This window comes from Alkalicoccobacillus porphyridii, assembly GCF_007293315.1.
GTDB classification, from domain to species: Bacteria; Bacillota; Bacilli; order Bacillales; family Bacillaceae_D; genus Alkalicoccobacillus; species Alkalicoccobacillus porphyridii.
In genome coordinates this window covers 1-351 of the sequence record NZ_VLXZ01000092.1, presented here as the reverse complement: position 1 = coordinate 351, position 351 = coordinate 1, and the positions used below count along the sequence as shown (strand labels likewise).

Here is a 351-nt window from a genome sequence, read left to right as displayed (position 1 = left end):
CGCCAAAGTTTTCGATGTCAATGAGCCACTGAGTCAAATCAATCAGGCAAAACTCGCCTGACAGAATTTAATCAAGGGCGGTTAGCGCCCTTTTCATCCCTGTCTGAAATTTCTCAAATTCTAAAAATCTCAACCAAACTTATCTGATAACACTAAATTCGAAAGAATGCGTACAGGTAAGTAACAATGAAGAAAATTGCTATTGTGGGTGCCGGGCCTACGGGGATCTACACCTTATTCTCGCTTCTACAGCAACAAACTCCACTTTCTATTTCTATCTTCGAGCAGGCTGACGAGGCCGGTGTCGGGATGCCATACAGTGATGAGGAAAACTCAAAAATGATGCTGGCA

1 protein-coding gene is annotated in these 351 nt (G+C 43.3%); it reads left to right on the top strand.

Annotated features, from left to right (window positions below):
- Positions 1 to 186: 186 nt before the first annotated feature.
- A partial coding sequence (locus tag FN960_RS23650; RefSeq protein WP_185971131.1) for an FAD/NAD(P)-binding protein occupies positions 187 to 351 on the top strand: 165 nt, incomplete at its 3' end.